This is a genomic window from Desulfobaccales bacterium (assembly GCA_041648175.1).
Lineage (GTDB): Bacteria > Desulfobacterota > Desulfobaccia > Desulfobaccales > 0-14-0-80-60-11 > 0-14-0-80-60-11.
In genome coordinates, this window is sequence record JBAZPO010000002.1 from 220,453 (window position 1) to 243,101 (window position 22,649).

Genomic DNA, 22,649 nt, shown 5'->3' on the forward strand with positions numbered 1-22,649 from the left:
AACCCGGTAAAATAATTGCCGCATAACTTATGAAGCATGGCGGGCGGGGAGGCCCGCCCCACCACCAAACCTGCCCCACCAACAGAGAGGGGGCAGTGGTAGCAAGCCTGTTTATTTACTCTCGCCAGAAATATTTTCTTGTTCACCCCTCACCCTGACCCTGTCCCCCCAAGCGGCGGGGGGAATAAAGGTTGCCGGGCTGCTTCAAGCGCACAGCCCAAGGCGCCGTTGAATTGGGGGAAGGGCGGCACGATCACCTGAAAGTCGCTCAGGTCCTGAAGCAGCCGGACCATGGCGCGGTTTTTGGCCACGCCTCCCACGAAGACGAGGGTTTCGCAGCGGTAGCGGCGCAGCATGGCCAGGGCCCGGCGGGCTACCGAGGCGTTGACCCCCGCGGCGATGCGCGCGGGTTCCACTCCTTCCAGGAGGTGGCCCACCAATTCGGTTTCCCCGAAGATGGCGCAGGTTTGGGAAACGTCTACCGGGTCCTGCCAGTACCCCGCAAATTCCGCCAGGGGCATCTTGAGAAAACGGGCCATGTTTTCCAGATAGCGACCGGTGCCCGCGGCGCAGCGGTCGTTGGTGAGAAAATCGAACACCCGGCCTTCCCGGATATAGAGAACCTTAGTGTCCTGACCTCCGATCTCCAGGAGGATAAAATGGTCCAGGCCCGTGACAAATCTGGCCCCCAGGAAATGGGCGCGAATTTCGGTGATGGTGGAAAAATGGGCTTTCAGGAGATTTTTGCCGTAGCCCGTGGCGACCAGGGCCTCAGGCTTAGGCAGCCCCAGGCGCTCCCAGTCGATGGCGAGCTGGCCATTATCCCGCACCAGATAATCCTGATAAAAAGTGATGCTGTCCCAGCGACGCCTGCCCAGGCCCCGTGGCCCCCGAGGATAGACCAGCTTCACCGAGCGGCTGCCGAAGTCCAGGCCGTAGGCGAGTTGTTTGAGGGGGAGATCGGGGGACCCAGACGGGGTGTCTGTGCCACTGTCCCTAGCCCCCAAAATCTCACGGCCGCAGGACATCGACGAAGGCCTCCAGGCGCATGCGGGTGCGGGAATCGAGGGGGGTGGGGCGGTCGCCCTCGATGGTCAGGATGGGGATGTTCAGGTTATCCCTGATGGTCTGGTCGAACATCTGGCGGAAGCAAAAGCTTTGGGTGTAGTGCACCAGGCCGTCCAGGCGGCGGGTGGCCACGGCCTCCTTGAGGTCGGCCAGACGGCCCCAGATGTCGTAAGGGTAGGTATAGCGCAGATATTGCTCCACCAAGTCGGCGCTTTCATAGGGCATGGAAAATTGCCGGGGAAATTCATGGAAGACCACCGCAGCGCCCAGTTCCTCCAGGTAATCCCAAAGGTCGGTGAAGATGGGGGGGATGCCGGCAAAGCCCAGGCGGACCCTGCCGTTGGCGGGGGGCCGCAGTTCGGCCTCTTTAAGAAAAATCGCCAGGTCATGTTCGTAGGCGGCAAGGTTTGAGGCAAAATCAGAGGAGGAGATCAGCCACAGAAAATTCTCCCGGCCGGTTACCTGGCCGGTGTCCCAGGTGAGGCGGTCCAGGCGGCGCAGTTGTTGGCGCACGGGGATGAGGCGCGTCTGCACCCGGGCTACGGCATCGGGAGCGGCGCCTAAGTACGCCATTAAGCCATTGATTTCCCGGGTCAGTTGTTCCCGGTCTCGGGGATAGGGGTATTTGAAGTGGATAACCTCGACGCCTTCGGATTCAATAATTTCCCCCAGGGCCTGGGTGTTGGAGCAGTCTCCCTGACAGGCGGCGATGACCGCGGCAATCTCGGGGTGATTCTTAAGTGCGGCGTAGATGCCCTTGATCCAGGCGCAGAGGGTGCGAGGGAAGCCCGCACCTTCGGCCTGGGACACCTGGGCCAGGGCGTCAGGAGAAGCAATAAACAAATTGTTCAGGTCCACCGGGGTGAGGTTTGCGGCCAAGACCACCTCTACGGGGATGGTGGTGGTCAGGCCGATTCTGGCGCCGGGGAGAAAAGGTGTGGCTTTACGCATTATTTTACGTTCACAATCAGTTGTAATAAACCCTCTTTATTATGGATGGCAGGCACGGAGGCCTGCCCCACTGCACGAAGGCTCGCCCCACCGTGAGATGGTTTCAGGTGAAGGCGAACATGGTATTACACTTATCTGTTAAGGCACTTCGCCTTCCTGAAATTGAATTTCCTGCAAACCCTCGGTTTCAGAGAGGATCTGAATCAGGTTCTCGAGCTCGATGGTATCCTTGCTTCGCAGACGGAACTGGTAAGTTATCAGGTTATTGGGGGGCTCCAGCTTGAAGTTGATAGACTGGACAACGGTATGATGACTTTTGAGGATTTCTTTGATCCGGTCCAGGGGGTCCGCCACCCTATAATATTTCAAGATCAGCATGGTGTACAGATCGTGGGCGAAGATGGGTTTAATGAGGCGCAGAGCGTACAAAATGATCAGGCTGACCGCGGTGGCGAAGATGGCCGGGATGAGATACCCGGCGCCGATGGCCAGTCCGAGACCGGTGGCCAGCCAGAGGCCCGCGGCAGTGGTCAGGCCCCGGACTGAACCCTTGCCGGTGATAATGGCGCCGGCCCCCAGGAAACCCATGCTGGCGATGGCATAGGAAGCGATGCGGCCCGGGTCCAGGCGGACCACCGAACCGACGGACTCCAGGTGGCGGTAGAGTTCCTCCATGTGGAGGGACAGCATCATCATGAGGCAGGCGCCCACGGAAACCAGGATGAAGGTGCGGAGCCCCGCGGCCTGGCCATGGGTCTCCCGTTCAAAGCCGATGGCCGCGCCCACCCCTGCTGCGATCACCAGTCTGGCCAACTCCCAGGCAAAAAATTGGATGTCCCACATACGGTACTCCTTTACGTGTGGCTGGCTTTATCCAGGCGAGGGGCAAGACGGCCTGAATAGGAAAAACGAACAAGCACGGGAAGGGCAGGGCTAAAGGCAGCGTCATTCAGGTAAAGCTCCGGCTGCAGCAACGAGCGCATCCGGGAAAGAGCCGGCGGGAAATGATCTGCCGGAAACGGCGCATTTGAGGGCCGTTCCAGATTTCCGCAAACGGTTGGGAAGCGATGTTGCCGGAGGTAAGGTGCAGGCACGGCGAGACGGTGCCGTCTGGCAGGATGCGACAGCCCTTCCACGGGGCGATACACTCCTGAGGGAAGGGATGGGCCAGGTCCAGGTAGTAGGGGTCCAAGAGATTGGACGGCAGGTTCGGCAAAAAGACCTGCTTCACGCGGCCTTGGGCCAGGCGCCGGATATCTGCGAGTTTGTCCACCAAGAGCGGCAAGTCGGCCGGGGTGATTTCGCTTTCGTAGTATTCGCCTTCGGGGATGGAGGGCGGGGCCAGGTTAAGCCCCTGTTCGGCAGCAAACGCTGGGGAGAGCGCCCGGTTATGGCGCTGAACGTTGGCGGCGGAATTGAAGATGGTATGCTGAATCTGGAGAATATCCACGCCCAACTCCTGGGCCAGGGGCACCAATTGATCCAGGGTGGCAAGGGACGCCTTGGAAATGACGCAGTTGATGGAGATGATAGGGCCGGGGCGGCGAGCCTGCTTCCGGGCGGCCACTAAAGCCCGCAGACCCGCGGTGGTTTTGCGGAAGGCGTCCTTTTGCCCCCTGACGGCGTCATGGACCTCTTGGGGACCATCCATGGAGACTGTCACCGCTTCAACCCCGAGGCTGACCAGGTCGTCGGCTATCCGGTCCAGCAGGGTGCCGTTGGTCTGGAGATGCACCATAAAGCCGCGCTGTTTGGCGGCTTTAATGAACTCGGGAAAATGGGGGTACAGGGTGGGTTCGCCGCCGGTGATGTAGAGCTGGGGCCTAAAAGAGGCCACCTGATCCAGGAGGTTGATCCAGGCGGCAAGGGGCAGCTCCCGGCGAGGGTCATACCAGTTTAAGCCTGTGGGGCCGGAGACGTGGCGGTGCTGCTCGCACATGACGCACTTGAGGTTGCAGCGCCGGGTCAGGTTGAGGTTGAGGGTCACCGGCGGGCCGCTGAACCCAGGCCGGAAGCGGCGATCGTAGGCGATGCCAAACTTTTTGCGATATTCCTCGCGCAGCAGGGTGTGGGCCATGCGGGGGTTCTGTAACAAGAGCCGCAAGCCTCGGGCGGTCAGGGAGGATTTGGGGGATGCTGTGACGGCATCTGGGCTCTGGGGCTTTTTATCGTCAGGCATGGTTTTTTATCCTGCTTACCGGCGGTGGCCGAAGATGGCGGTGCCTACCCGGACCAGGGTGGCCCCTTCCTCCACGGCTACCGCGTAGTCGCCGGACATGCCCATGGAGAGTTCCGGCAGGGGCAGGCCGGTCAGGTCCCGCAGCCGTTCCCGCAGTTCCCGCAGGGCCTTAAAGAAGGGGCGCGCCACTTCGGGATCGGCGAACCAGGGCGGCATGGTCATGAGGCCCATAACCCGCAGATGGGGCAGTTGGGCCACATCTTTCAGCAAATCCGCGGCGGCTTCGGGGGCCACCCCGGACTTGGTGTCTTCGCCGGCCTGATTGACCTGGATGAGGATGTCCTGGACTTTGTTTAAAGGGGCCGCAGCGGCAGAAAGGGCGCGGGCCAGCTTGAGACGGTCCACCGCGTGGATCAGGTCGAAGAGTTCGGCGGCTTGTTTGGCCTTGTTGGTTTGTAGATGGCCCACCAGGTGCCAACTCACCTGTCGCCCCAGAGCGGTGATTTTGTCTTTGGCTTCCTGGAGATAGTTTTCCCCAAAAATATCCTGGCCCGCGGCCATGGCTGCCCTGACGCGCTCTGCATCCACGGTCTTGCTCACGGCCACCAGGCGCACTCCAGCAGGGTCGCGGCCGACTTTCCGGCAGGCCGCGGCGATGGTGGTGCGAACTTCTTCAAGGTTTTGGGCGATGTGGGTCATATTTTTTAAGGAGAAAGCTATCTAAGCAAGGATGGGACACCAGCCCTTATTGTCCGATTAGGGCACAGGCTGGAAAGCCTGTGCTACCGCGGGTAGCGGGCACAGAGGCCCGCCCCACCGACTCTATTATTTCCCTAAAATCTTTTCTTCCTGCAACCCGAAGACTGCCAGGGTGTTGGCCCAGGTGTGGGCTGCGACTTCCTCCAGGGTCAGGCCCCGGGTATCAGCCAGTTGCTGGGCCGTGACCACCACGTAGGCCGGTTCATTGCGCTTCCCGCGCCAGGGTTGGGGCGGCAGATAGGGGCAGTCGGTCTCGACCAAAATCCGGTCCAGGGGTGCGTGTTTGGCCACCTCCCGCAAGGGACCGGCCTTGGGATACGTCAGGGTCCCGGAAAACGACAGGTAAAAACCCAGATCCAGGAAGGCGTGGGCTTCGTCGAGACTGCCGCCGAAGCAGTGCATGACGCCTCCGGCCAGGCGGCCCCGGTATTCGCGCAGGATCGACAGGGTCACGGGGGTGGCCTCCCGGGTGTGAATCACCACGGGCTTGTTATGGGCGAGGGCGAATTCCAGTTGGCGGCGGAACCAGTATTGCTGGACCTCTTCCGGAGAGCGGCGCCGGAAGAAATCCAGCCCGATCTCCCCGATGGCCACCACCTGAGGATCGGTCGCGAAGGCGTCCAGGGCTTCCAGGTCCGCTTCGGTCATGGCGCCGGCGCCGTGGGGATGGACCCCGATGATGGCAACGATTCCGGGAGTTTTTCTCGCGGTTGTGATAACCTGGGGGGCGTCAGACAAGCCGGTGGCGACGTTGATCACTAGGTCCACACCATTCTCCCGGGCCCGGTCCAGGACCGCGGCCTGGTCGGGGAAGTGATCTTCCAGATCCAGATGAGCGTGAGAGTCAGCCAGGCGAATAGGCATAATATATCGAATCTAAAGAGATTTTACGCTATTAGAATCTTCAAGACAACCCCCCGAAATGGCCGGCACGGAAATTGAGGAAGGTCAAATCCGGGGCTAAACGAAAGACAAATCCCCCCAAACCCCCCTTTTTTAAAGGGGGGCTTTTGGGATGGTCCTCTTTTTGGCAAGGGCTATAACATAAATTTATGGCGCGCGGCTAGATTTTCAAGCTTATGGACAATTTCCCTTTGCATGGTAAAATATACGAAATTTCGCCGGGCTGCAAGGAGAGGCGTTGACCGCCAGGGTTTTTGCTCTTGTTGTGGTAGGTTGGTTGTGGGTGGTGGCAGTCCTGCCGGCAGGGGCGGCGGGTCTAACGCACACTCCTCTCATATGGCGGACCATCGGCCGGGGGCTAACCTTTACCCAGGTGCAGGTCCTGGGGGATGGCGAGGTGGTGACCGAGCTGGCGGTGGTGAAGATTGATCCCGCCTCCAATGCCTTCCGGGTTTTTTACGGGAAACCTCAGGCCATTACCGCCTGGCAGGGGCAACTTCAGGCCCCCATCGTATTCAACGGCAGTTATTATAAGAGCGATGGCAAGCCCTGTGGCCTGGTGATTTCGGACGGCAAACCCCTCGGCCCCACGCGGAACCGGGAGATGCGGGGGATGTTCGTGGCGGAACCCAAGGGCATGTCACCCGACCTGCCCCGGGCCACCATCCTGGACCTCCTCACCACTCCCGTTGACCCGAAAAAATTACCCTGGACTCAAGGTGTACAATCTTTCCCGTTATTGCTGGACTATAAGGGCAAGATCAGGATAAAAGATAGCGAGAAAAAGGCTAACCGCACAGTGATTGCCACGGACCGCAACGGCAATATCCTGGTGTTCAACACCTCCAATAGATTTTTTTCCTTGCATCAGTTTGCCGAGTTCCTCAAAGGCAGCGAGTTCAACATCGATTCCGCTTTGAACCTGGATGGCGGCACGGAAGCGCAACTCTATATCAAAACCAAAGACTTCGAATGTTTTTCTCCGCCGTCCTGGGAGAATTCTATCGGCAATCTTATCGATGAGCAGAAGTTTTGGTTGCCCGCCGTCATAGGGGTGTTTCCGCGCCAGGAATAATTCCATGGGCAGCTATCTTATTCTGGGGGGTGGAAAATTCGGCCGCCTGGCCCTGGCGCGCCTGGGCGGGCAGGATGCCGCCGCCAGTTTCCTCATAGTGGATCGTGATCCCGGGCCCATGGCGGCCGTGGGGGACGGTTTGGACAGTCAGCAGGTGCAGGCTGAAGCCATCGCCTTTTTGGTGCAGCACCTTAAAAGCGACGGGCGCTGGGATTGGATCATCCCCATGGTGCCGCTCCACGTGGCCTATCATTGGCTCTTGAAAGGTCCCCTGGCGGGGTCGGGGTGGCAGCCGACCGGGTTGCTTGCGGCCCTGGAGCATCTGGTCCCCACCGTCCAGCGCGGCCCGGAAGGAGAGCTCTATCTGAGCCGGGCCCAACACCTGTGCCCCGACGACTGCGCCGAACCGGAGATTTGTCCCGTCACCGGGGAATCACGGGATCTCGCGGTCCACCAGGAGTTGGCCTCTCTCCATCTGCCTGGATATCAGGTAAAAGTTATACGCAGCCAGCAACTGGCCCCGGGGGTGGGCGGGTATCCTCCGGGGCAGTTGTTGGACCTGGCCCGGGATCTGGACGCGCTTACGGGCACGGTTCTGATCGCCACGGCCTGCGGTTGTCACGGAGTCATACATGGGCTAACGCGGTCCGGGAGGCAGAGTGTTTGATTTTTCAGGGGTTTTAGGCACGTCGCCGCGCATCCGGGAGATTTTTCAACTCCTGGAAATGGTAGCCCCTTCGGAAGCCACGGTGCTGCTTTTGGGCGAAACCGGCACCGGCAAGGAGTTGGTGGCCCAGGCCATCCACCGGAACAGCGTGCGTGCGGCCGGCCCCTTTGTGGCGGTCAATTGCGCCGCCTTGCCTGAGGCTTTGCTGGAAAGCGAACTTTTCGGGCATGAACGGGGGTCCTTCACCGGGGCGACCAACCGCAGAGACGGGCGCTTTGTGATGGCCCACCAAGGCACGCTGTTTCTGGATGAAGTCGGCGAACTCACCCTGCCCATTCAAGCCAAGATCCTGAGGGTCTTGCAGGCTCGGGAGTTCGATCCCCTGGGGAGCACCCGTACCGTCAAGGTGGACGTGCGCATCATCGCGGCCACCAACCGGGACCTGGAAAAAATGGTACGGGAGGGCCGGTTTCGGGAGGATCTCTTTTATCGCCTCAATGTTTTTCCCGTGGTGTTACCGCCGCTCCGGGAGCGCCAGGAGGACCTGCCGGCGCTGGCGGAGTTCTTCCTCAAGAAGTTCGGCGAGAAGAACCGGCGGGAGGGTATTGCGTTAGCGCCAGAAGTGCTGGAGGCCTTTCGGCGCTATCCCTGGCCGGGCAATATCCGGGAGTTGGAAAATGTCATGGAACGGGCGGTAATTGTCTGCCAAGGCAATACCATCTCCGTGGAGAATCTGCCCCCGGCTTTTAAGCAACGGAGCGGGTTTTCGGACGCCGGCGAAGAGAAGGAACTAGAGGATCTTGAATATGAACGGAAATTGATCAGCCGGACCCTGGAGCGGGTGGCCGGCCAGCGCCGGCAGGCGGCAGAAATTCTGGGCATCTCCATGGATGAACTGAATTTCAAGATTCGGTCCTACGGGCTGGAGGGAAGAGAGTGAAGCAGGTGTCAGGGGTTAGGGATGAGGGGGCGGAAGAAATTTAGGCCAAAAATAGGGTGACGCGGCCCACCGGCACAGGCTGGAAAGCCTGTGCTACCAAAGGCGGGCGGGGACGTCCGCCCTACGTACTTTTCATGATTTACAGGTGAGCGCACAGGCTCATGAGCGACTGCTATGATCTTTCCACCGTTAATCTTTCTCCTGATGGTCGGCTTTTTCGTGGTGGCTCTGATCATGCTCCCCTTCCTGATGGTGGGCTTGATCGGTGAGGCCTTCCTGCGGCTGGGGATTTCACCCAGCCTCATATTCTGGCTCCTCATCTTCACCCTGGTGGGCAGCCTGATAAACATCCCCATTTACCGATTTGAGACCCGGGATCTCATGGGGGAGCAGGTGATTTCCTATTTCGGTATGCGGTTTCGGGTGCCCCGGCCGGAGAAGACCCACGCGACCATTCTGGCGGTGAACGTGGGTGGGGCCTTGATTCCTCTGGCCTTATCGTTGTATCTTATCTCTAACATAGATTTTGGCATTGCCCTGCCGATTCTGTTGGTGGTGGTGACCCTGGTGGTGAATCGCCTGGCGCGTCCGGTGCGCGGTATGGGCATCGGCGTGCCGGGCCTGGCGCCCCCCCTGGTGGCGGCTCTGGGAGCCTACCTCTTGTGCCCTCCGGATCTGAGGGCTCCTTGCGCCTATATTGCCAGCACTATGGGTATCTTGATCGGGGCGGATCTCATGAACCTGAGAAATATCGGGCAACTGGGGGCACCGGTAGCCTCCATCGGCGGGGCCGGCACCTTTGACGCTATCTTTCTCAGCGGGATTATTGCGGTGCTGCTGTCCTGAAAAGTTCAAGGTTCAAGGTTCAAGGTTCAAAGTAGACTGGCGGGCGGGGACGCCCGCCCTAACCGGGTTTTTCATGGTTTTGAAAGAGCTGAAGGCTCATGCAACTGTCCTGAAAAGTTGCCAGTGGTCAGGGTTTGATAAAACCTTGGGCAAAAAGTTGGGTGGGCACGGCCCACCGGCACAGGCTGGAAAGCCTGTGCTACCGAAGGTGGGCGGGGTGGACCGCAGGTAAAGGGTGATTTCGGGAGGTAAATGATTTATGCAAGAGTTACGGACAAGTCAAAAACTGCAATCGGGTTCCAGCCGGAGCTGGCGCCGGATGGCGCTGGTTTTCTTGGTCCTTTTGCTGCCAGGTCTTTTAGGGGCATGGCGCATCGTCAGCGGCGAAACTATCGATCCGCGCCACGTGGAGCGCATCAAAGACGGCACGACCACCAAAATGGAGATCCTCACGCTGTTCGGGGACCCCCACGAGATCGACCGCACTGCGGATGGCGTCACCTATTTATACAAAAACTTCAAGGATGCGCCCGCCTTGCCGTATAAACATTATGAACGCGAGATTGCTCCGCAATCCGACCAGATTTATCTTCTCGATGAAAATAAGCAGGTCAAGAAGCCTACCATCAAGAAAGAGGGCAAGATCCTGCGCAGCACCCTGCTCATTCGCTTCAAGCCCGATGGACAGACAGTGATGAGCCACGAATACAAACAGTTTTGAGGGGAGCCGGCATGACGGCGTTTACCGATTTGGCCCAGGCTACGGCCTGGGTCTTTGATTTGCAGAAGTTTGGGATCAAGTTCGGCCTGTCCTCCACCTTAAGTCTCCTGGCTCGCTTGAAACTCCCCTACCAGGAGGGCCGCTACATCCACATTGCCGGCACCAACGGCAAGGGGTCGGTGGCGGCCATGCTCAGCGCCATCCTTTCTCGGGCCGGATATCCCGTGGGCCTGTTCACTTCGCCGCACCTGGTGAGCTTTAACGAGCGCTTCCGCCTTAAAGACCAGGAGGTGTCGGCGGACCGTTTGCTGGCCTTGATCAACGAAGTGCGGGCCGCGGTGGACATTGCTGAACCCCCCACATTCTTTGAGTTCGCTACGGCCATGGCCTTTCTCTATTTCCTTAAGTCCGGCGCCGGACCCATTATTCTGGAAACCGGCATGGGGGGCCGCCTGGATGCCACCAATATCGTGCAGCCGCTGGTAACGGTGATCACTAACATCTCCCGGGACCACGAGGACCACCTGGGGGAGGGGCTGTTGGCCATTGCCGGGGAAAAGGCGGGGATTATCAAGCCCGGGGCGCCGTTGGTCACCATGGCCCGGCAAAAGCAGGTGGTTACTTTGTTTCGCCACCGTTGCCAGGAAGTGGGCGCCCCCTTCTACCAGGGTGGGGTTGATTTCAGGTCCAGGGGGAAATCCAAGGGGGCGTTCGATTATTTTGGCCTGGAACAGCAGATTGCCGGTCTGACCCTCAACCTGAAGGGCCGGCACCAGTACGGCAATGCCGCTCTGGCCCTGGCCGTGGTGGAATTGCTTGACAAGGCTGGGTTTCCCGTGTCCGAGGCGGCCATCCGAGAGGGTCTCTTGGCAGCCCGCTGGCCGGGCCGCCTGGAACAACTTCCCCAGGACCCCCGTATCTGGTTGGACGGGGCCCACAATCCCGCCGCCGCCCTGACCCTGGCTCAGAATCTAAAACAGACTCGGGGAAACGGCCGCCTCATCATGGTGATGGGCGTCATGGCCGACAAAGACGTGGATACGATTTTGGCCCGGCTTTTGCCTCTGGCCCAGACGGTGATCTTTACCCAACCGCAATACTTCCGGGCCGCCACCACCAGGGACCTGGCCAAGCGAGCCCAACCCTACGGGCTGGAAATTATGCAGGTGCCCCAGGTCGCTGCGGCGGTCCGCCAGGCCCAGTCCCTGGCCGGTCCCGAGGATCGCATCGTGGTTACCGGCTCTTTGTATACGGTTGGGGAGGCGAAGGAGTATTTCAGTAATCAGTAATCTCAGTAATCAGTGATCAGTAATCAGTTATCAGAAAATAACTGATTACTGATCACTATCCATCGAGGCACGCTATGCACATCTTTGTTTCCGGGTCTTTGGCGTACGATCGGATCATGGATTTTCCCGGCCGGTTTGTGGATCACATTCTGCCGGAGAAGATTCACATCCTCAATGTTTGTTTCATGGTCAACGGCTTGACGGAACGCTTCGGCGGCACCGCGGGCAACATCGCCTACAATCTGGCTTTGTTGCAGGAAAGCCCTTATATTTTGGCCACCGCGGGCCGCGATTTCGGCCCGTACCGAGAGTGGCTGGAGCAGTTGGGGTTGCCGCTCACGGGTATCAAGGAGATTCCCCAGGAGTTCACCGCCGGGGCTTACATCACCACGGATTTGTCCGACAACCAGATTACCGGGTTCAATCCCGGGGCCATGAAGTATACGTCGGAGTATGGTTTTGAGGGGTTAAACCCTGCGGCCGCCCTGGCCATCGTGGCGCCGGGCAGTCTGGAGGACATGCTGGCTTATACCCGGTTTTACAAGGAACGAGGCGTGCGTTTCATCTTTGATCCGGGCCAGAGCATCCCGGCCTGGGGCGGCGACGACCTGAGGGAGATGGCCGAAGGCAGCCAGGCCCTCATCGTCAACGACTACGAATTGGAGATGTTCCGGCAAAAAACCGGACTGGATGTCGCAGGCCTGCTGACCCTTACTCCCCATTTGATTACGACGCGGGGGGAGAAGGGCTCTTTGTTGCAGACAGACGGCGGAAGCGAAGAAGTCCCGGCGGTGCCGGCCAGACAGGTGCTGGACCCCACCGGCGCCGGGGACGCATACCGGGCCGGTCTGCTCAAGGGCCTGGCGCAGGGCTGCGACTGGGGTGACGCCGCCCGCATGGGCGCGGTGCTGGCCAGCTTTTCCGTGGAACAGCAGGGCACCCAGGAGCACCGCTTGGAAATTCAAGAGTTCTGGGACCGTTATGCCGAGACCTTCGGGGCACCGCCTGCGGCGGCGATGTAGCGCTGGCATCTTTGCCGGGGTGCGAACCTCACCCCTCACCCTGACCCTTGTATCAAGAGGAGAGGGGAAATAAAGGTCGTGACTACCATGGCCAGAACGGAATCTCCCGCACAAACATCCCCGGCAGAGATGCTCGCCCGGATTCAGGACCGTTTCCGGGAACTGGGCATTTTTGGGCAGAGCCTGAGTCTGACTTATCAAGCTGATAAATACCTGGTGAGTTGTGACGCTCGAACCTTTGCGGTGTACCGCCTGGTGGAGAAATGCCACGTGCCGCCGGGGCGTCCGGGTTGGCCTGTCTGCCTGGTTACCGGTGAGGTTATGGTGGATGAAACCAGCCCGCCGCACGTGCCGGAGGATGAATTCAGCTCCGGCCTCACCATGCAAGGCTGGCTCGATCTGATTGATTCTCTTTATGGGTAATGCTCAAGATCTGGCCAGACAATCTCTCCATCAAGCCTTGAGATCATTTGACCGGCCATTAGATTAATTTCTCAGCCACTCGATTCCGGAAATTCCCCCCACCAAGACCTCATGTCATTATGCTGATCAAATCCTAGTTTTTGCCGGTTCGGTGATAAGTGAAGGAGATGGCAAGCAAGCATCTATTACGGCTACCAGCATGGGAGATGGAGTCAAACAATTTGGGTCCAGCCTGCCTCAGGCTGAATTGCCTTTGAACATTGTGCGCTTTATGTAATAATCCCCCCGGCATTTTCTTCGCCCCGACGTTAATGCAGGTTCAACACCTAAAAATCAGATCGTGGAGGGAAACTTGGGGACCAGAGCAGTCCTATCAGTAATTCTGTCATTCGTCCTGGCAATCTCCCTGGCAGCCAATCCGGTCTTCGCCGATAAGAACCCCCTCAAGGAGGCTTATTTCGGCGAAACCCACGTGCACACCGGCTGGTCCTTTGATGCTTACCTCTTTGGCAACAATCTTACCGGACCGGAAGATGCTTATAAGTATGCGCTGGGTGAGCCTATCAAGCACCCCATGGGGTATACCATCCGACTTAAACACCCGCTTGACTGGGTGGCGGTGACCGACCATTCGGAATACGCGGGTACGGTCCGGCTGGCCAATGAACCCGGGTCGGCGATCAGCAAGCTGCCTATCGCGGAGAAGCTCAAGGTCAGCAACCAGGCCGATATTCAGAGAATTTTCGCGTGGCTCGGCGATTCGCTGGCCAAAAACCAGCCGGTCAAGGAGTTGGTTGACCCTCAGGTGGCGGGCGCCGTCTGGAAAGAAAACGTGGCCTTTGCCGACCGGTTTTACCGGCCCGGCAAGTTCACGACCTTCCCCGCCTACGAGTGGACCTCCACCCCGAACAACTGCAATTTGCACCGCAATATCCTGTTCAAAGACTCCAAGAAGGTGCCGGAGGTGCCCTTCAGCTCTTTGGATTCCCGGCATCCCGAAGACCTGTGGCAATGGATGGACGGCCAGCGCCAGGCAGGCCATGAACTGTTGGCGATTTCACACAACGGCAATCTGAGCGATGGCCTGATGTTCCCCACGGAAGTGGACAGCCGGGGCCGGCCCTTGGACGCGGCCTGGGCCGAAGCCCGGATGCGCAATGAACCGCTCTCGGAGGTTAAGCAGATCAAGGGCCAGTCGGAAACGCACCCTCTGCTTTCACCCAATGACGAGTTTGCCAATTTCGAGGTTTTGGATTATTTGCTTTTTGTGACGCAGAAGCGGCCCATACAGGTCCACGGCAGCTACATCCGGGAAGGTCTGGAGAACGGTATGGCGATGCAGGACCGCCGCGGCTATAACCCCTACAAGGTCGGCTTCGTAGGCGGGTCCGATTCTCATGACACGGGGTCGCCGTACCGGCAAAAGAACTTTTTCGGCGCCCATGGAGCCATCGATGGGGGGCTCAAGGAGCGGATGTCAGGCGTCAACATGGTCGGCCTGGATATTTTGCAAGAAAACCCCGCCGGACTCACCGGGGTGTGGGCGGAAGAAAACACCCGGGAAGCCATCTTTGCTGCCCTGCAGCGCCGGGAGACCTACGGCACCAGCGGACCCCGCCATAAACTACGCTTCTTTGGAGGCTGGGAGTTTTCCGGACTGAAACTGCCAGGGGGCTTTGAGTCCAAGAAATGGGTGCAGACCGGTTATGAAAAAGGTGTCCCCATGGGCAGCGACCTGCCGGCGCCCATGGCCAAAGCCCCAACCTTCATTGTCTGGGCGGTGAAAGACCCCGATAGCGGCAATCTCGACCGTATCCAAATCATCAAGGGTTGGACCAAGAACGGCCAGACCTTCGAGAAGATCTATGACGTCGCCTGGTCCGGCAAACGACAGATCGATTCACAAACGGGCAAACTGCCACCGGTGGGCAACACCGTGAATATTTCCACCGCTACTTACCAGAACACCATCGGGGCCACCGAACTCAAGGCGGTGTGGACCGACCCGGACTTCGCTCCTGCCCTGGAGGCGTTTTACTACGCCAGGGTGCTGGAAATCCCCACTCCCCGCTGGAGCACCATTGAGGCGAGGAAATTGGGGATGGCACCGCCCACCACCGCCAAAACTATGGAAGTCGAGCACCCTGTGCCCTCGACCGTACAGGAGCGGGCCTGGAGTTCGCCCATCTGGTACTCGCCTCCCGATGAAAGGCGAGAGAGTGCCAAGAAGGGCCTGACCCGTTGACGTGGGGTTCAATTAAGACATCGAAATGCTCGGGGCTCTCGGGATAACCTGGGCGAGAGCCTGGCTCAACTCGGTGTCTCGGCTTGGGTTCATGGCCCGGTTCTGGGCATGACCTATGCATTTTGGGGTTCTGCATGTGAACGAGCAGCTTACGTTTTACTTACTGCTATCAATCCGCATCTTAACTAAAAATAATTGGTATTCTCTATGGTTATCATATCTACATCTCACCTCAACCAGCACTTTAAACTCTAGTATTTCAGCCTGCGCCGGCACAGGGCGAGACGCTTGTGCCACCAATGCATAATCAAGATTCTCCTGCTTATCCCTGACAACTGGCTGGTGACAAGTGTTTTTTTACTTCACTGCGGTGGCGTGGAGTTTGGAGGCAGCGCCGGTGGGTTCGGTGTAGCTCATGATGAAGCGGAAATGAGGAAAGAGGCGGGGCAGGCGCATCATGTTGAAGATCATGACACCGATGGCCATGCGGTCTAGCCAGGAGGACATGGGCCAGCCCAGATGGACGTTGACCTGGCGGTCACCCAGCTCGTATTCCACCACCCGGAGGAGGGCCACCAAGCGGTGGTAGAGGCTCAACTTGACGAGGGGGAAGCGGAAGTGGTTGCGCGCCAGTTTGGAAGGAATACTGGCCCGGGGGGAATAGAAGGTGATATAGGCGACGTTGTCTTCGTGGGGGCCGCCCATCTCCTGGGAGCGCTTGAATACCAGGTGCAAATCCGGCGCCGAGGACTCGGCCAGGTAGAGGATCATCTCCATTTCGGCGTCGCCCTTCTCGATCTCTTTCTTCTCCGGTGACCGTTTCTGGGCCACTAAGAATCCGGCCACCAGCACCAGACCGGTGACGATGGCCCACAGCATGGTGCCGTGGGTCTTCATGATAGCCAAAAAAATGAAGCAGCTTAGAAAGACGACCCACATAATCAAGGTGACCAGGCGGGAGGTGTAAAAACGGATCACCTCTTTGGTGCCCATGGAGTAGCGGTAGATGAGCAAGGCCCCCATGTTGATGGAGAAGCTGGCTAAAAGTCCCAGGGCATACATGTCCGCCAGGGTTTCCTGCTTGCCCGACGTGATGAGGATGATGATGGAGAAGAAGGCGGCGTTGAGGAGGTGGATGCGGTAGAGGGACTGACGCCGGTTGGTGACGATGACCCAATGAAAGCCGTAGCGGTGGGCCACACGCTCGATGAGTTCGCTGGAGGCCACGAACGCGGTGTTTACCGCCATGATCAGGGCAAAGCTGGCCAGGACCGCGACGACGACGCCGAACGGCAGGCCGTTTATCAAGGTGGCGTAATGGGTGATCAGGTCGCCTTCATGCTGGTGGAAATCAATGGGTGCGGACAGGGCCAGGGCGGCGACGATGGGGGTCACCAGACCCACGGTAACGGCCAGGAAGATATAGGCCTTGCCGATCTCCTGCCAGCTCCGCACCAGGCCGGCGGTTTGGAGCACGGACTCCACCCCGGAGTAGGCCAGGATACAGAAGGCGATGTGGGCGATAAAGATATGGTAACTTCCAAACAATGAGCCCGGTTTCAGGTCGGAGGCGGTTTTGACGACGGCCTGCTTGAGCTGTCCCAGGGAAAAACTGTCCAGGGCCAGGATGCCGGAGATGATCAGGGTGACGAAAACCAGCGCTGCAAAGATAAAGATGGTGAAGGTGACCCGGGCGTTTTCCTTGATCCCCAGGATGTTGAGGCCGGCAATGGCCCAGATGGTTATAAGCACCAGGATGATGATGACGTGGTGGGGCAGGTGAAAGAACGAGGTGGCGTTTAAGACCGCGCTCACTGCGGAGATGCAGGCGGTGAGGATGTAGTCCACCATGATGGAGGCCACCGCCACAAAAGAGACCAGGGGACCCAGGACCAGGTAGGAGAAGGAATAGACGCCGCCGCCGATGAGGCCGTGGTGTTCTAGGATCTCGGCTATTTCCACCAGCCGGGTGGTCATGTAATGGACGAAGACCGCGGTGAAGGCGATAAAGACGATGGCGCTTAAGCCGATAAAGCGGTAAGCCTCGGCGGGGGCGTAAAACACCGAGGTGAGCTCGTCCATCAGGGTGATGACCCCTATCGACAGCCAGGTGAGCCACCAGCGGCCGTTGAGATAGTACGAGAGCCGCCCCGGTTTCCGGAGGAGATAGATGAAAAATACTACAAGCGCCAGGTTGGCGACGATGAGGAGTATGCTCTTCAGGTACAACGCCTGGGCCTCGCCAATTGGGGGTCAAGAGATATGCTCTTAAAGCGGTGAATCGGGGCTTGCCCGCCGGATGCCACCGGAGGGATTCTATCATTCTTAGGTTGTGGTCTACAATTATTATTCGGAGCGAAAAAGAGATTGCTTCCCCCTCCCCCTGACCGTTCCATCAAAGGGAGGAAGATATAAGGAATGTGGTGGGAGGGGCGCACCGGTAGAGGGCGGACATGCAGGCCCGCCCCTACGGAGGTGCCCAAGCAGAGCTTAGGCGAAAAGCGGCGTTCCCAAGTACAACTTGGGAACGAGGGCGTAAAAATGCCGGGCAGTAGGTAACCGCAGGGTTTGGCTGCGGTTAGGCACTGCTTTCAAGCCTGTGCTACCAGCGGCTCAGGCCGCTAATTCCTTGGGCCGCCTAAAATAACGGATGTCGAACTCGAACTGGGGGAACAAGCGGGGCAGGCGCATCAGGTTGAAGACCATGACCCCCATGGCCAGGCGGTCCCACCAGGAGGACAGGGGCCAGCCGAAGTGGATTACTACCTGACGATCCGCCAGTTCATATTCCACCACCTTCAAAAGGCTCAACATGCGGTGATAAAGGCTGATCTTAGTAAGGGGGAAACGGTAGTGGTTGGCGGCCGTTTTGGGGGGGATGCCGGCCCGGGGGCTGAAGAAGGTGATATAGGCCTCATTGTCCTTGATCGCCGCGTAGTCCGACTCTTCGGAGCGCCTAAAATAGAGATGGATATCCGGGGAATCGGACTCGGCCAACCGCAAGATCATGTCCATTTCGGTGTCCGCCTGGGCGATTTGTTTCAGCTCCGGAGCCCGCTTTCTGGCCACCAGGAACCCCGCCACCAGCATCAGGGTCGTAACCGAGCCCCAGAGGAGAGTGGCATAGTGCTTTTCATAGGCCAAAAAGACAAAGGAGCTGGCCAGAATAATCCATAAAACCAGGGTTCCCCAGCGACTGGTATGGTATTTTACGTCCTTGGTGCCCACGAAATAGCGGTAGATGACGAGGGCCCCCGTGTTGATGGCGAAGCTGGCCACAAGTCCCAGGGCATACATATCCGCCAGAAGCGACTGGCTGCCCGCGGTGATGAAAATGATGCAGGAAAAAAAGGCGGCGTTCAAAATGTGAATGCGATACAAGGACTGATTGCGGTTGGTGGCGATGAGCCAGAGGAAGCCGTAGCGGTGGGCCACCCGTTCCATCAATTCGCTGGAGGCCACGAACGCGGTGTTGATGGCCATGCTCAGGGTGAAACTGGCCAGGATCGCCACCATAACGCCAAAGCCCACGCCGTTTAACAGGGTAGCGTAATGAGTGACCAAATCTCCTTCGTGAGCTTTGAAGTCAATGGGCGCCGACAAGGTCAGGGCGGCCACCAGGGGAGTTATGATCCCCACTGTGAGGCCCAAAAACAGGTAGGCCCGGCGGATTTCTTGCCAGTTACGGGCCAGGCCCGCGGTCTGGAGCACAGATTCCACCCCGGAGAAGGCCAGGATACAGAAGGCGATGTGGGAGATGAACTTGGAATAGCTTCCAATCCAGGTGCCGGTCTGCAAATGCTCGGTGGCAATTATTCCCGACTGAAAAATCTGCCCCAAGGAGCGCTGATCCAGGTTGATAATCCCCGAGACGATCAAGTTAAGCATGATGAAGGCGGCGCCGATAAAGATCATGAAAGTGAACCGGGCGTTTTCCCGAATCCCCATGATATTCAAGCCGGCCACCCCCCAGATGATTCCCAGCACCAGGATCATCTTGACCGGTTCGGAAAGCTGGAAAAAAGACGTCATGTTGGCTATGGCGCTCACCGAGGAGATGCAGGCCGTCAGGATATAGTCCACCATGATGGAGGCCACGGCCACAAAGGACACCATGGGACCCAGGACCAGGTATGAAAAGGAATAGACCCCGCCGCCGATGAGGCCATGGTGCTCCAGGATCTCGGCGATCTCCGTCAGCCGGGTGGTAAAAATCCTGATCAGCAGGCTGGTGACGGCAATAAAGACGATGGCGGACAGGCCGATGAAGCGGAAGGCTTCGGCGGGGACGTAAAAGATGGAGGTGAATTCGTCCATCAGGGTGATGACCCCGATGGCCAGCCAGGTGAGCCACCAGCGTCCCTTGTGGTGGTAGGACAGGAGTTCCTTATTCCGGAGCAGGTAGATAAAGAAGGCCACCAGGCCCAGGTTGAGTATGGTCAGGATCGTGGTTTTCACTGCGTCAGTCCTCGTAACATATCGGCGCCATGGTCACATCAATCTACTAAGACAACTCTGGATTCAGAATTGAGCGGTGCGGTGCGCCTGGTTCAAGGGTGAAAACTCGGCACGTCGCCAAGACTTCAGGCAGTTCAACGAGCTTGATTAAGGAGAATGGGATTCCGGTCTGGGAAGCAGGGCGAGGACAATGGTGGTGAAGCAATAGCGGTCACTGTGATGACTGACCGGGATGTTTGGGCGGGAAGTCGATTGGGGGCGCTGGTTCAGCCCGAAAAGATGCGCCTCGGGCGCATCAATGCAGATGTCCATTATATCCTCCTCCTGCCTGCGGGGTTAGCTGGCGGGCTCGGGCGGGAGGTTCTCTGCCCTACCGCATAGGTATGCGGATTCGCCCCAAAGACTCGGGTCCCCCGCTTCTCCGATGGGGTATCGGAGAACTCGGCGGTTAGCCTCATGGTGATGTGGCCAACATTGGTAATAGTAATCTTTTTTTCAGAGACGTCAATGGAAATTGACCGCCTCAGCGCAGTGAGTTAACTTTAAGAAAACGAAGCTGAACAGACGCTGGGGGACGAGGCTCATGGGAGTTCAAGATTGGACGATCCCCGCCGCCTGATGGGGAGAATGATCCATGTACTTCTGGTTGCCGATTGTGGCCCTGGTTTGGCTATAGGTTGTTATGGGACATGGCGTTTCCCTTAAGATAAAGCTGGTCTCGGTGGGGTCCCTGCCGCCGCCGCTATTGAGGTTTCTTCAGGAGGGCCTGGCCCGGGAACTGGGCGTGGTGGTGCGGGTGGGAGGGAATCTGCCCCTGCCGGCCTCATGTGCCGAGGGCCGGAGGCAGTATCCGGGCGAGCCGTTCCTGCAGGCGCTGGAAGCCGCCCGAACCCCCGAAGATGAGGTGATCTTGGGGGTTACCGGCGTGGACCTTTACGTGTCGGGCTTGAACTTCGTCTTCGGCCTGGCCGATCCCTCCCGCCGCTGCGCCATCATTTCCCTGGCCCGCCTCTACCCGGAATTTTACGGCCAGCCCCGGGCCCCCGGCCGGTTCAAAGAACGGGCCCTCAAAGAAGCGATCCATGAACTGGGGCATCTTTGGGGCCTGGACCACTGCTCCGACCCGGCCTGCATCATGTTCTTCTCCAACTCACTTTCCGACACCGACCGCAAGGGGCCGGGGTTTTGCGCCCAATGCCGGAGTAATGTTAAAAAATCATTTAAATAAGTTATAAAGGGCTTGACATCTATAATCCCATCTGCTAGGGTTCCAAAACTAAACTTCAGTTTGTTTATATCGTATTAATTTAATTAATAATTAAATAATGACGCCGTTTTGCTTTAATGTTCCTGTAAGGAAATATGGAAACAAATATATTTTAAAGAGGGAAAATTATGCAAAAGAGGTTGGCTGTAATCGTGGCGGTGGTGACTATTACATGTCTGATGGGCTGGGTGGGTGGACAGAAGGAGGCTGCGGCGGCGGAAATCAATATCTTGCCTTATTATGTCGCCGGTAGTGTGGGGGATTCCTGGACCTATTCTTTTATCTACATCGATCCAGCCTACCCGAGTACACCCGACTTCACGGTGAACTTAACTCAGGTGACCTCCGGGGACCTGGCCGGCAAATATCGTATCGGAGATTTTGTAGATATTATCGATTCTCCCCATATACGCTGGAGCTTTGTCGATTGGGATGCCAGCGGGATAAATATTTATGCCACCGAGAGTGCCGTTTACAGCCCGCCGCTTAAAATTGCCGCAATGCAGCCACTCGGTGTAATGTTTGACCCCTTGCCGGACTTAGACGAGCATACCCATGTTTTCCAGAGGCTCGGCTCCCTGACGGTGCTTGCCGGCACTTTTGATGATGTCCTGGTAGACATAACCTTGACCAAGCTTTTCGGGCCGAGTGACGCCAATGCCGAGTTTGGTTTGGACCCGGTAGCCTTCCCGTATCAAGTAACCCATGTGGTGTGGTATGCCGCCGGGTTCGGCGAAATCCAAAATCGGGACTATGAACCTTCTGAAGGTGGTCCAATGTTGTTTGAGTATCAACTGCAAGCCACCAGTGTTGTGCCAGTACCCGCGCCCCTGGTCATGCTGGGGTCAGGATTGCTGGGGCTGTTGGTCGTGAGGAGGCGCTTCCCCCATTAGCTAAACAGGCAAAACGTGACACCTCTTCTGCAAGGTTGTTCGGGACTTCAACCTAAAAAGTTTAGGAGAGAGCATGGTGAAAAAGAGACTGACTGTAATCCTGGCAGTGGTGGCCATTGCCCTGACGGTATGGCCGAGCGGACAGAAGGCGGCGGCGACGGAAATTAATATTCTGCCTTATTACGTTGCCGGAAATGTGGGGGATTACTGGACCTATGCTTACATAGCACCCACTGGAGTGCCTGACTTTACCCTTGCCTTAACTCAAGTAGGCTCAGGGCCTTTGACCGGCAAATATCGTCTCGGAGATGGCACGGATTGGCGGATTTACGATTGGGATGCCAGCGGCGTGAATGTTTATGAGAATGAAGGCATTGTTTACAGTCCGCCAATCAAAATCGACGCAATTCAGCAACTGGATGAGGTAGTCGTCAGCCCATTTCCTGAACACGCAGATTTTCCGTGGTATTTTCAGAAACTCGGCTCCAGCCTTACGGTTCTTGCAGGTACTTTTGATGATGTCCTGGTGCAATTCGCCCTGGATAAGAATTTCGGAGGCCCCACCAAGGCCAATGACGAGTTCGTTTTGGATTACACCGCAGTCCCTTATGGAGTAACCCATGTGAGCTGGATGGCCGCCGGGATCGGGGAAATCCAAAATCGAGACTATGATGAGTTCGGCAACATGCTATTTGAGTACCAGCTGAAGGCTACCAGTGTGCCGCTGCCTCCCTCGCTTGTTCTCCTGGGTTCGGGCTTGCTGGGGCTGTTGGCCTTGAGGAAGCGCTTTTCCAAGTAATCAAAATCTTGCCACTTTCTCACACGGCAGGGCCTTCAAGGTCCTGCCTTTTTTGTGGGCGATGCCGGGAACGTCTGGGGAAATAAGATTGCATGGAGGGCAAGAGGGCGGACACATAGGTCCGCCCCTACAGGTGCTTCTTAG

Annotated in this window: 21 protein-coding genes and 1 riboswitch; of the genes, 12 read left to right on the forward strand and 9 right to left on the reverse strand. The window is 57.9% G+C overall.

Going from position 1 to position 22,649, the window contains the following annotated elements; translation table 11 throughout:
• Window positions 1-149 precede the first annotated feature (149 nt).
• The 6 genes from WC600_03055 to WC600_03080 all read right to left on the reverse strand — a co-directional run bounded on the left by WC600_03055 (window position 150) and on the right by WC600_03080 (window position 5,821).
• Window positions 150-1,028, reverse strand: coding sequence for an acyl-CoA dehydratase activase (locus WC600_03055; protein MFA4901703.1), 879 nt, complete (start codon window positions 1,026-1,028; stop codon window positions 150-152).
• Window positions 1,012-2,019 carry a 2-hydroxyacyl-CoA dehydratase gene (locus tag WC600_03060; protein MFA4901704.1) on the reverse strand — a complete coding sequence of 336 codons (1,008 nt, stop codon included), beginning with the start codon at window positions 2,017-2,019 and terminating at the stop codon, window positions 1,012-1,014. Before WC600_03060 ends, WC600_03055 begins: the two co-directional genes overlap by 17 nt.
• A 138-nt stretch (window positions 2,020-2,157) precedes the next feature.
• Window positions 2,158-2,862 carry an MgtC/SapB family protein gene (locus WC600_03065; protein MFA4901705.1) on the reverse strand — a complete coding sequence of 235 codons (705 nt, stop codon included), beginning with the start codon at window positions 2,860-2,862 and terminating at the stop codon, window positions 2,158-2,160.
• 106 nt (window positions 2,863-2,968) lie between these two features.
• A complete protein-coding gene (locus WC600_03070) occupies window positions 2,969-4,198 on the reverse strand; it encodes a radical SAM protein (GenBank protein MFA4901706.1) in 1,230 nt (409 codons plus the stop codon).
• Between the two features lie 15 nt (window positions 4,199-4,213).
• On the reverse strand, window positions 4,214-4,897 hold the full coding sequence (locus WC600_03075; GenBank protein MFA4901707.1) for a YggS family pyridoxal phosphate-dependent enzyme: 684 nt from the start codon (window positions 4,895-4,897) through the stop codon (window positions 4,214-4,216).
• A gap of 126 nt (window positions 4,898-5,023) precedes the next feature.
• On the reverse strand, window positions 5,024-5,821 hold the full coding sequence (locus WC600_03080; protein MFA4901708.1) for a TatD family hydrolase: 798 nt from the start codon (window positions 5,819-5,821) through the stop codon (window positions 5,024-5,026).
• A 277-nt stretch (window positions 5,822-6,098) separates the two neighbouring features.
• On the opposite strand from WC600_03080, the gene WC600_03085 reads away from it, so the two are divergent.
• From WC600_03085 to WC600_03125, 9 genes are all read left to right on the forward strand, one after another.
• The gene (locus WC600_03085) at window positions 6,099-6,935 is read left to right on the forward strand and encodes a phosphodiester glycosidase family protein (GenBank protein MFA4901709.1); all 837 of its coding nucleotides are present in this window, start codon (window positions 6,099-6,101) and stop codon (window positions 6,933-6,935) included.
• A 4-nt stretch (window positions 6,936-6,939) separates the two neighbouring features.
• Entirely contained in the window at window positions 6,940-7,602 is a 663-nt protein-coding gene (locus tag WC600_03090; protein MFA4901710.1) for a hypothetical protein, read from the forward strand.
• Window positions 7,595-8,542: a sigma-54 dependent transcriptional regulator gene (locus tag WC600_03095; GenBank protein ID MFA4901711.1), complete on the forward strand. Its 948-nt coding sequence runs from the start codon at window positions 7,595-7,597 to the stop codon at window positions 8,540-8,542. Before WC600_03090 ends, WC600_03095 begins: the two co-directional genes overlap by 8 nt.
• 174 nt (window positions 8,543-8,716) lie before the next feature.
• Complete coding sequence (locus WC600_03100; protein MFA4901712.1) at window positions 8,717-9,388, forward strand: DUF1614 domain-containing protein; 672 nt, start codon at window positions 8,717-8,719, stop codon at window positions 9,386-9,388.
• A 259-nt stretch (window positions 9,389-9,647) separates the two neighbouring features.
• Window positions 9,648-10,109: a hypothetical protein gene (locus WC600_03105; protein MFA4901713.1), complete on the forward strand. Its 462-nt coding sequence runs from the start codon at window positions 9,648-9,650 to the stop codon at window positions 10,107-10,109.
• A gap of 11 nt (window positions 10,110-10,120) precedes the next feature.
• Window positions 10,121-11,398 carry a folylpolyglutamate synthase/dihydrofolate synthase family protein gene (locus WC600_03110; protein MFA4901714.1) on the forward strand — a complete coding sequence of 426 codons (1,278 nt, stop codon included), beginning with the start codon at window positions 10,121-10,123 and terminating at the stop codon, window positions 11,396-11,398.
• Window positions 11,399-11,472: 74 nt separating this feature from the next.
• Window positions 11,473-12,420 (forward strand): carbohydrate kinase family protein, encoded by a 948-nt coding sequence (locus WC600_03115; GenBank protein MFA4901715.1) that lies wholly within the window; start codon window positions 11,473-11,475, stop codon window positions 12,418-12,420.
• 87 nt (window positions 12,421-12,507) lie between these two features.
• The gene (locus WC600_03120; protein ID MFA4901716.1) at window positions 12,508-12,843 is read left to right on the forward strand and encodes a hypothetical protein; all 336 of its coding nucleotides are present in this window, start codon (window positions 12,508-12,510) and stop codon (window positions 12,841-12,843) included.
• 352 nt (window positions 12,844-13,195) lie between these two features.
• Entirely contained in the window at window positions 13,196-15,088 is a 1,893-nt protein-coding gene (locus WC600_03125; protein MFA4901717.1) for a DUF3604 domain-containing protein, read from the forward strand.
• Window positions 15,089-15,445: 357 nt separating this feature from the next.
• Here the strand turns inward: WC600_03125 and WC600_03130 are convergent, their stop codons facing one another.
• From WC600_03130 to WC600_03140, 3 genes are all read right to left on the reverse strand, one after another.
• A complete protein-coding gene (locus WC600_03130) occupies window positions 15,446-17,317 on the reverse strand; it encodes an APC family permease (GenBank protein ID MFA4901718.1) in 1,872 nt (623 codons plus the stop codon).
• Between the two features lie 384 nt (window positions 17,318-17,701).
• Window positions 17,702-19,546 carry an amino acid permease gene (locus tag WC600_03135; GenBank protein MFA4901719.1) on the reverse strand — a complete coding sequence of 615 codons (1,845 nt, stop codon included), beginning with the start codon at window positions 19,544-19,546 and terminating at the stop codon, window positions 17,702-17,704.
• 147 nt (window positions 19,547-19,693) lie between these two features.
• Window positions 19,694-19,858 (reverse strand): hypothetical protein, encoded by a 165-nt coding sequence (locus WC600_03140; GenBank protein MFA4901720.1) that lies wholly within the window; start codon window positions 19,856-19,858, stop codon window positions 19,694-19,696.
• Window positions 19,858-20,003: riboswitch (cyclic di-AMP (ydaO/yuaA leader) on the reverse strand. It overlaps the preceding gene by 1 nt.
• Before the next feature lie 225 nt (window positions 20,004-20,228).
• Here WC600_03140 and WC600_03145 point away from each other — a divergent pair.
• The 3 genes from WC600_03145 (at window position 20,229) to WC600_03155 (ending at window position 22,505) form a co-directional block, all read left to right on the forward strand.
• Complete coding sequence (locus WC600_03145; GenBank protein ID MFA4901721.1) at window positions 20,229-20,774, forward strand: archaemetzincin family Zn-dependent metalloprotease; 546 nt, start codon at window positions 20,229-20,231, stop codon at window positions 20,772-20,774.
• Between the two features lie 167 nt (window positions 20,775-20,941).
• On the forward strand, window positions 20,942-21,706 hold the full coding sequence (locus WC600_03150; protein ID MFA4901722.1) for a hypothetical protein: 765 nt from the start codon (window positions 20,942-20,944) through the stop codon (window positions 21,704-21,706).
• A 73-nt stretch (window positions 21,707-21,779) separates the two neighbouring features.
• Entirely contained in the window at window positions 21,780-22,505 is a 726-nt protein-coding gene (locus WC600_03155) for a hypothetical protein (GenBank protein ID MFA4901723.1), read from the forward strand.
• The last annotated feature ends 144 nt before the right edge of the window (window positions 22,506-22,649 follow it).

Coding starts and splice junctions, on each gene's coding strand:
- WC600_03055 (MFA4901703.1), bottom strand. CDS start 1,028: ATGTCCTGCGGCCGTGAGATTTTGGGGGCTAGGGACAGTGGCACAGAC.
- WC600_03060 (MFA4901704.1), bottom strand. CDS start 2,019: ATGCGTAAAGCCACACCTTTTCTCCCCGGCGCCAGAATCGGCCTGACC.
- WC600_03065 (MFA4901705.1), bottom strand. CDS start 2,862: ATGTGGGACATCCAATTTTTTGCCTGGGAGTTGGCCAGACTGGTGATC.
- WC600_03070 (MFA4901706.1), bottom strand. CDS start 4,198: ATGCCTGACGATAAAAAGCCCCAGAGCCCAGATGCCGTCACAGCATCC.
- WC600_03075 (MFA4901707.1), bottom strand. CDS start 4,897: ATGACCCACATCGCCCAAAACCTTGAAGAAGTTCGCACCACCATCGCC.
- WC600_03080 (MFA4901708.1), bottom strand. CDS start 5,821: ATGCCTATTCGCCTGGCTGACTCTCACGCTCATCTGGATCTGGAAGAT.
- WC600_03090 (MFA4901710.1), top strand. CDS start 6,940: ATGGGCAGCTATCTTATTCTGGGGGGTGGAAAATTCGGCCGCCTGGCC.
- WC600_03100 (MFA4901712.1), top strand. CDS start 8,717: ATGATCTTTCCACCGTTAATCTTTCTCCTGATGGTCGGCTTTTTCGTG.
- WC600_03105 (MFA4901713.1), top strand. CDS start 9,648: ATGCAAGAGTTACGGACAAGTCAAAAACTGCAATCGGGTTCCAGCCGG.
- WC600_03110 (MFA4901714.1), top strand. CDS start 10,121: ATGACGGCGTTTACCGATTTGGCCCAGGCTACGGCCTGGGTCTTTGAT.
- WC600_03115 (MFA4901715.1), top strand. CDS start 11,473: ATGCACATCTTTGTTTCCGGGTCTTTGGCGTACGATCGGATCATGGAT.
- WC600_03120 (MFA4901716.1), top strand. CDS start 12,508: ATGGCCAGAACGGAATCTCCCGCACAAACATCCCCGGCAGAGATGCTC.
- WC600_03140 (MFA4901720.1), bottom strand. CDS start 19,858: ATGGACATCTGCATTGATGCGCCCGAGGCGCATCTTTTCGGGCTGAAC.
- WC600_03145 (MFA4901721.1), top strand. CDS start 20,229: ATGGGACATGGCGTTTCCCTTAAGATAAAGCTGGTCTCGGTGGGGTCC.
- WC600_03150 (MFA4901722.1), top strand. CDS start 20,942: ATGCAAAAGAGGTTGGCTGTAATCGTGGCGGTGGTGACTATTACATGT.
- WC600_03155 (MFA4901723.1), top strand. CDS start 21,780: ATGGTGAAAAAGAGACTGACTGTAATCCTGGCAGTGGTGGCCATTGCC.